This is a genomic window from Pseudanabaena sp. 'Roaring Creek' (assembly GCF_001402795.1).
In the GTDB taxonomy this organism is placed as follows: Bacteria; Cyanobacteriota; Cyanobacteriia; order Pseudanabaenales; family Pseudanabaenaceae; genus Pseudanabaena.
In genome coordinates, this window is record NZ_LIRE01000300.1 from 1 (window position 1) to 6,597 (window position 6,597).

Below are 6,597 nucleotides of genomic sequence, written 5' to 3' on the forward strand. Positions count from 1 at the left end.
TAAGTGGGCTTAATTAAATATAAAACCCTAAAACCTGCGGCGCACGCTGCGCGTGCACCGCAGGTTTTAGATCTGAATTTTAATTATGCCTAGCTACTAAAAGAAATAAATAGTGACTCAAGCAAAGGCAGCAATGATGGCATAATTCTACCAACATAGAGACGAGACTGACTAAAAGCCTCCAGTATTTCAATAATCACACCTTATATACTTACGATTGCCATATTTGCGATCGCCAATATCATGATCGATCGCGGGCAATATCACGATCAATATATTTACGATCGCTTGGTTTCAACAAAAGCAGATACAATACTAAAGCGTTTAGAATATCTGTAACAAACAGGGCGATCGCCGCTATATATAAACTGGGCAAATGGGGTTCTGGAAAAGCTTATTTGGTTCTGACACCCTAGAACCGACAAAAAAAACAAAACTTCGCCAAGTGCCAAACCAAAGCGGACAGATTTTCTTTAGCACTGAAAAAGATATCGATCTCTACGAACTAGAAGAGTTATGTGACTCAGTGGGATGGGCAAGGCGACCAATTCGTAAGGTTCGGATTGCTTTACAACATAGTTTTGTTGTCCTATCAATGTGGGAGCATCGTGGTGGTTTTCGACGTTTAATAGGGTTTGCTCGTGCTACCTCTGATTATGCCTTTAATGCCACTCTATGGGATGTGGTGATCCATCCTGATTTTCAAGGTAGAGGGTTAGGCAAAGCAATGATGGAGGAAATGATCCGCGAGTTACGCAAATCCGACATTAGCAATATCAGCCTCTTCGCCGATGCCCATGTGGTCGAGTTTTACAGTCAACTAGGTTTCAACGCTGATCCCGAAGGCATTAAAGGTATGTTTTGGTATCCATAGGCTACAACCATGAACCAAGATCAGTTATCAAGAATTGTACTGAAAGGGTTTAAATCAATCCGTGAATGTGATCTTAAATTAAAAAAACTCAATGTCTTGATTGGGGCTAATGGCTCTGGCAAGTCCAACTTTATCGCTATCTTTCGCATGATTCAACAAATACTTGCTAGAAACTTACAGCTTTATGTCAGTAAGCAAGGTGGTCCAGATTCTCTACTGTATTTCGGGCGCAAAAGCACTCCGCAAATGACTGCTGAATTTTACTTTGGTAATAACGGCTACAAATTTGTTCTAGAGCCAACCCAAGATAACCGCATGGTTTTTGCTGATGAGAATTTCTGGTGGAATAGATACGGTGATTGGCATGTTGGCTCGGGTTATTTTGAGACTAGAGTTGAATCACAAAAGCAGCGTACAGAAATTTACGATTACACAGTACCAGTAATGCAAAGTTGGCGACTCTACCACTTCCACGATACTGGTGATAGTTCTTTAGTCAAACAACGTCAAGCCATAAACGATAATATTTATCTTAGATCAGACGCTCAAAATTTAGCAGCATATCTTTACTTCCTAAAAGAGCAGTATCAAACGCACTATCAAAGAATTGTCAAAACGATTCAGTTAGTAGCGCCATTCTTTGGGGATTTTTATTTGCGTCCTGATCCTAATAATCAAGACCAAATTCAACTGGAATGGGTTGAAAAAGGTGAAGATATACCCTTTAAAGCCTATCAACTCTCCGATGGGACTTTGCGGTTTATTTGTCTTGCGACTGTGTTGATGCAACCAGAGGATAAGCAGCCCGAAATGATTTTGATCGATGAGCCAGAGTTGGGCTTACATCCCTACGCCATTAATGTTCTGGCTTCATTGCTGCGCTCTACAGCCAAATCTAAGCAAGTCATAGTTTCTACCCAGTCAGTAGCATTACTCAATGAGTTTGATGTCTCTGATGTAATTGTGTGCGATCGCATCGAAGGGGCAACACATTTACACCGACTAGATGAAGATGCTTTAGCTGAATGGCTAGAAGAGTACTCTTTAGGTGAATTGTGGCAAAAAAATCTGTTGGGTGGTAGACCATCGCGATGATTAGAGTCCATATTTTCTGTGAGGGGCAAACCGAAGAAACCTTTGTGCGAGAACTGCTAACGAGCCATTTTGCTCGACTAGATATTTGGATTAATCCCATTATTTTGCGTACCAGTAAAATCGGTAAAGGTGGTATATCAACCTATGGCAAGCTTAAAAATCAGATTGAAAAAAAATGTAAGGAAGACCCTAATGCGTGGGTAACGACACTGATCGATTTTTATGGATTCCCGAAGGATTTCCCAAAATTAGCAATACCTACAGGTTTAGCATCAGTTAAGAGAGCAAAGATACTTCAGCAATCCTTTCAGGATGATATTGCAGAATCAAACTTCATTGCCAACCTGATGATTCATGAGTTTGAAAGTTTGTTGTTCAGTGAACCCGAAGCTTTTGAAAACTGGTGTGATGATCCACAAGTAGTCGTTAATCTGAGAAAGATTCGCTGTGAGTTTCCGTCACCTGAGCATATTAATGATGGCTATACGACAGCACCCTCTAAGCGGATTCTCAGTATATTTAGTCAATACGATAAGGTTTTACATGGCTCATTAGTTGCCCTAGACATCGGTTTAGAAACTATTCGCCGCGAATGTCCGATATTTAACAGTTGGATTGTGCGTCTTGAAAGTCTTGCGTAAACTCAAAAAATTTAAGATATGGCAAATTGTCTTTTCCTATTTGTATAATTACGTGTTAGTCTAGAAAAGCTTAATTTTTGATTTTTTATAGCTAAGACTATGCCTAAAGCTGGAATTCACCCAAAGTGGTATCCCGAAGCAAAAGTAATTTGCAACGGTGAAGTGGTAGCGACAATTGGTTCTACTCATCCTGAAATTAATGTTGATGTATGGTCGGGCAATCACCCCTTCTATACTGGTACGCAAAAGATTATCGATACCGAAGGTCGCGTAGAGCGCTTCTTACGTAAGTACGGTATGTTTGATGAAAAAGCCGCTGTCGAAAATCAGGTCTAGCCAAGAATTGATTTAAGGTTGACCTAAATAAGCTGAATTTTCACTTTCTTTTTGCGGTAACTCAAATTTCATGCCTGCTGCTTACTTAATCAAAAAGCTCGAATCTGTAGAACAAACCTTCAATGAACTGACTCGTCGGATGGGAGATCCTGACGTGGCGACCGATCACGGCGAGTTTCAGCGCATTGCGAAGGTGCGTGCTTCGTTGGAAGAGACGGTTCTGACCTACGACACTTTTCGTAAGGCGGAGCAAGATTATAAAGAGTCGCAAGAAATCCTGAAGGAGTCAAATGACCCCGAACTTAAGGAAATGGCGGCTCTTGAGGTCGAAGAACTATCGTCAAAGTTAGAAGAGTTAGAGAAGCGTCTCCAAATCCTCTTACTGCCCCAAGATCCTAATGACGATAAGAACATCATGCTGGAAATCCGTGCGGGTACGGGTGGCGATGAGGCGGGGATCTGGGCAGGAGATTTGGTGCGTCTATATACGCGCTATGCCGAGCGTCAAGGCTGGCGGGTTAAGATGGTAAGTGAAACTTTGGCGGAAATGGGTGGCTTTAAGGAAGCGATCATTGAAGTACAAGGCGATCGCGTTTATAGCAAACTTAAGTTTGAGTCGGGCGTGCATCGGGTGCAGCGTGTCCCTGCTACAGAGTCTCAGGGGCGAGTGCATACATCAACGGCGACAGTGGCAATTATGCCAGAAGTCGATGAGGTTGAGATTCACATCGATCCGAAGGATATTGAAATGTCTACGGCGCGATCGGGTGGTGCTGGCGGTCAAAACGTCAATAAGGTGGAAACAGCCGCTGATTTGTTTCACAAACCAACAGGTATTAGAATTTTCTGTACGGAAGAACGATCGCAGTTACAGAATAAAGAGCGGGCGATGCAGATTTTGCGAGCCAAACTCTATGAGATTAAATTGCGCGAGCAGCAAGCTGAGATTACCTCAATGCGGCGATCACAGGTGGGTACAGGTTCTCGTTCCGAAAAGATTCGTACTTACAATTACAAAGATAGTCGGTTAACTGAGCATCGTCTGGGACAAAACTTTACTTTACCGCCAATTTTGGAAGGGGATCTAGAGGAAGTAATTCAAAGTTGCATTTCCAAAGATCAGCAGGAGCGTTTGCAGGAATTGGCGATCGCTACTGGAGACGATCTGGTTACTTAGTCTTCTTCTATGGTTATTGACATTGGTGTTAACCTCACTCATGTAGTAGTAACTTTGTTAATACAGACTGAATAATCCCATCAATACCCAAAATTACAATCGCCACTCCACAAAAATCAACCAGCGATCGCCTTACTTCCTGTTTTTCCAATACCCAACTGCTCGACTGCAATGCATCACGGCTAAGATTAAAATATAATCTTGCTCAATCGTATAGAGGATTCCGTAAGGGAATTTCTTTGCCATGCATCGTCGAATATCTTCATCAATTGTGGCGTAACGATTAGGAGAGTCTTTAATCCGAAAAATTGCATCTTCAATTGCATTGATAAAAGCTTGCGTGATTTCCGTTCTCTGTTCAGCATAGTATTGAACCGCCTCAGAATATTCGGCAAGTGCATCGGGATGAAATACATACTTCATTACACAAGTAACCGCCTTACCTGAGCTAGAGCATCTTCTCCTTCGATTGTTTGAACAGTGCCATCACGAACTGCATCACGTCTTTTTTTTGCTTCGGCTGTCCATGTTGCTTGAATAGTTGGATCGGTATCAAATTCTAGGCTTTCGATTAGTTTTTCCGCTAATAGCGCTCTAGAAATGCTAGGTAGAGATAATAATTCTTGCGTAAGAAGCTCTATTGATCTCATAAATAACCTCAAAGCAATGAGTGTTTGGTATGTAGTCTAGCAAAAAACAAATTTAATGGGTGTAATATCGCCACTTCAAAAAAGTTAAAGAGCGAGCGCATTTTCAAAATATGAATTCTTATAAGGACGCTGTTATCATAGGATTAGATTATGTGTAAGTCTTGATTATGAAAAACTATCGCGATCGCATACACATCAATCCAAATATTCGTAGTGGGAAGCCATGTATAGTTAATACCCACATTGCTGTATCAGATGTGTTTGACTATCTCGGTGGGGGAATGAGTGTTGAAGAGGTATTAGATGGAGACTGTAATTTTTTTTGTGTTTTATTGGCAAATTCAACGAAAAATCAATAGTTTTAGCCTGAGTTTACACAAACTTTTTTACAGTCTCATTAGATGATTTTCCTGATTTGACACTTGTAGATATACAGGCTTGTTTTGCATTTGCTGCTGATCGCGATCGCCGCTTAACAGTGATTCCCTATGAAGTTGCTGTTTGATGAGAATTTGTCTCCAAAGTTGCCACGCATATTGTCTGTAGATTTTCCAGAGAGTATGCACATTCGTGACTGTGGATTAAAGGGTTTTCCTGATGAGGATATTTGGGAATATGCTCGGAATAATGGATTTACAATAGTTTCTAAGGATTCAGATTTTTATCAACGGAGTTTGCTTTATGGACATCCACCGAAGCTTGTGTGGCTGAGAATTGGCAATTGTAATCGTGATATTCTTGTAGCTCTCATCACTAAGTATAAGGAACAAATCTATTTGCTAGATAGTAATCCTTCTGAGTCGATATTAGTGATTTTAAGTTGAATCGCCATTCCACCAAAATCAAACAGCGATCGCCCCTCTCAACACCCAAAACATTAATAAGTTATATATTTTTACTTCAGTAATTATTTGGTTGTAATTTATATGATTGGTCTACACCGACAACCAACTCAGGCATTAGTATAGACAAGTTATCAAGATCAATATCAAGTTTTAGTCTATATACCGTTTTCGTTCCCTTAGCTGTTTTCTCGTCATCAATATCAAAAATACTTGTTTTTGACATAAAGTCTCTCAAAGTTCCGCAATTATATGTGTAATTAAGCTTATTTATATTTTCTCTGGAAATATCTTGGCTAAGGCGTTGCTCAGCAAAGGTAAGTGAAGTCCATCCATTCTTATTTTTTTGCTTATTGATATCTACTAATTTTTTAATTATGGTCTCTTTTATCAATTCAGCAATCATGACATCTACCATTTGCTTTGTACTTTCATCCGTCATCTTAGCGAGATCAATTAGATGATTCATAACTGATTTAGCTAGTCGATATTGCTGATTAAGATACTCTATGGCATTTTGACATTGATCGATATTATCCATATCCCAATCTAACAGAAAATGGTGAGTTAAGTGATTTCTCTCATCACGGACTCGTAACAGATCTTCGTAGAGTGTCATGCTTTGAATTCTAAATTGAAAAGAAAGATGGGCTTTTGATAACTCATCTACATCATTGTGTTCCTCTTCAGTCTTCAGATTATTATTTTTTTGGAACTGTGTGACTAATCCTCCCATCGTATCTTTGAATACTTTCTGTCTTTTATCTTGTACAATCTGATCTATCTCATCATGATATCCAGAAATATTATTGACTCACCTTACGCAGAAGTCTAAAAAGGTTTCAGGGATTGCCATTCCAAGTAAGATTGCTGCAAAGCCTTAATATACAATTTGGATTTGAGAGCAAAATGATTGAGCTTAGAATTGAGTTTAAGAACCTCCAATTTCACATATCCCCACAAAGATGCAAAGAAGTGATTG

Annotated in this window: 9 protein-coding genes and 1 pseudogene; 7 read left to right on the plus strand and 3 right to left on the minus strand. The window is 39.9% G+C overall.

Translation table 11 applies throughout. The features are described 5' to 3' along the window. Positions 1-376: 376 nt before the first annotated feature. The 5 genes from AC805_RS10340 to prfA all read left to right on the plus strand — a co-directional run bounded on the left by AC805_RS10340 (position 377) and on the right by prfA (position 4,123). Positions 377-874, plus strand: a complete 498-nt coding sequence (locus AC805_RS10340; protein WP_009627612.1) for a GNAT family N-acetyltransferase — start codon at positions 377-379, stop codon at positions 872-874. Positions 875-883: 9 nt separating this feature from the next. Beyond that, on the plus strand, positions 884-1,969 hold the full coding sequence (locus tag AC805_RS10345) for an AAA family ATPase (RefSeq protein WP_055075363.1): 1,086 nt from the start codon (positions 884-886) through the stop codon (positions 1,967-1,969). Next, positions 1,966-2,610 carry a DUF4276 family protein gene (locus AC805_RS10350; RefSeq protein ID WP_055075364.1) on the plus strand — a complete coding sequence of 215 codons (645 nt, stop codon included), beginning with the start codon at positions 1,966-1,968 and terminating at the stop codon, positions 2,608-2,610. Before AC805_RS10345 ends, AC805_RS10350 begins: the two co-directional genes overlap by 4 nt. A 99-nt stretch (positions 2,611-2,709) precedes the next feature. Continuing rightward, complete coding sequence (gene rpmE / locus AC805_RS10355) at positions 2,710-2,946, plus strand: 50S ribosomal protein L31 (protein WP_009627609.1); 237 nt, start codon at positions 2,710-2,712, stop codon at positions 2,944-2,946. A gap of 70 nt (positions 2,947-3,016) precedes the next feature. Further along, positions 3,017-4,123: a peptide chain release factor 1 gene (gene prfA / locus AC805_RS10360; protein ID WP_055075365.1), complete on the plus strand. Its 1,107-nt coding sequence runs from the start codon at positions 3,017-3,019 to the stop codon at positions 4,121-4,123. Positions 4,124-4,255: 132 nt separating this feature from the next. Here the strand turns inward: prfA and AC805_RS10365 are convergent, their stop codons facing one another. Both AC805_RS10365 and AC805_RS10370 read right to left on the minus strand, forming a co-directional pair. Next, positions 4,256-4,546 (minus strand): type II toxin-antitoxin system RelE/ParE family toxin, encoded by a 291-nt coding sequence (locus AC805_RS10365; protein WP_055075366.1) that lies wholly within the window; start codon positions 4,544-4,546, stop codon positions 4,256-4,258. Further along, positions 4,546-4,773, minus strand: a complete 228-nt coding sequence (locus tag AC805_RS10370) for an addiction module protein (RefSeq protein ID WP_055075367.1) — start codon at positions 4,771-4,773, stop codon at positions 4,546-4,548. Before AC805_RS10370 ends, AC805_RS10365 begins: the two co-directional genes overlap by 1 nt. Positions 4,774-4,940: 167 nt before the next feature. Here AC805_RS10370 and AC805_RS27330 point away from each other — a divergent pair. Then, positions 4,941-5,278, plus strand: a pseudogene (locus AC805_RS27330) (DUF433 domain-containing protein). After that, entirely contained in the window at positions 5,262-5,597 is a 336-nt protein-coding gene (locus tag AC805_RS10380) for a DUF5615 family PIN-like protein (RefSeq protein WP_055075369.1), read from the plus strand. The pseudogene AC805_RS27330 and the gene AC805_RS10380 overlap by 17 nt, the downstream one beginning before the upstream one ends. A 76-nt stretch (positions 5,598-5,673) precedes the next feature. On the opposite strand, the gene AC805_RS10385 is transcribed toward AC805_RS10380, so the two are convergent. Further along, positions 5,674-6,351, minus strand: coding sequence for a hypothetical protein (locus AC805_RS10385; RefSeq protein WP_055075370.1), 678 nt, complete (start codon positions 6,349-6,351; stop codon positions 5,674-5,676). Positions 6,352-6,597: the final 246 nt, after the last annotated feature.

Bases quoted from the DNA above. Each gene is read 5' to 3' on its own strand.
- AC805_RS10350 (WP_055075364.1), top strand. From the start codon at position 1,966: ATGATTAGAGTCCATATTTTCTGTGAGGGGCAAACCGAAGAAACCTTT.
- AC805_RS10385 (WP_055075370.1), bottom strand. From the start codon at position 6,351: ATGGGAGGATTAGTCACACAGTTCCAAAAAAATAATAATCTGAAGACT.
- AC805_RS10340 (WP_009627612.1), top strand. From the start codon at position 377: ATGGGGTTCTGGAAAAGCTTATTTGGTTCTGACACCCTAGAACCGACA.
- AC805_RS10365 (WP_055075366.1), bottom strand. From the start codon at position 4,546: ATGAAGTATGTATTTCATCCCGATGCACTTGCCGAATATTCTGAGGCG.
- AC805_RS10345 (WP_055075363.1), top strand. From the start codon at position 884: ATGAACCAAGATCAGTTATCAAGAATTGTACTGAAAGGGTTTAAATCA.
- AC805_RS10370 (WP_055075367.1), bottom strand. From the start codon at position 4,773: ATGAGATCAATAGAGCTTCTTACGCAAGAATTATTATCTCTACCTAGC.
- AC805_RS10380 (WP_055075369.1), top strand. From the start codon at position 5,262: ATGAAGTTGCTGTTTGATGAGAATTTGTCTCCAAAGTTGCCACGCATA.
- rpmE (WP_009627609.1), top strand. From the start codon at position 2,710: ATGCCTAAAGCTGGAATTCACCCAAAGTGGTATCCCGAAGCAAAAGTA.
- prfA (WP_055075365.1), top strand. From the start codon at position 3,017: ATGCCTGCTGCTTACTTAATCAAAAAGCTCGAATCTGTAGAACAAACC.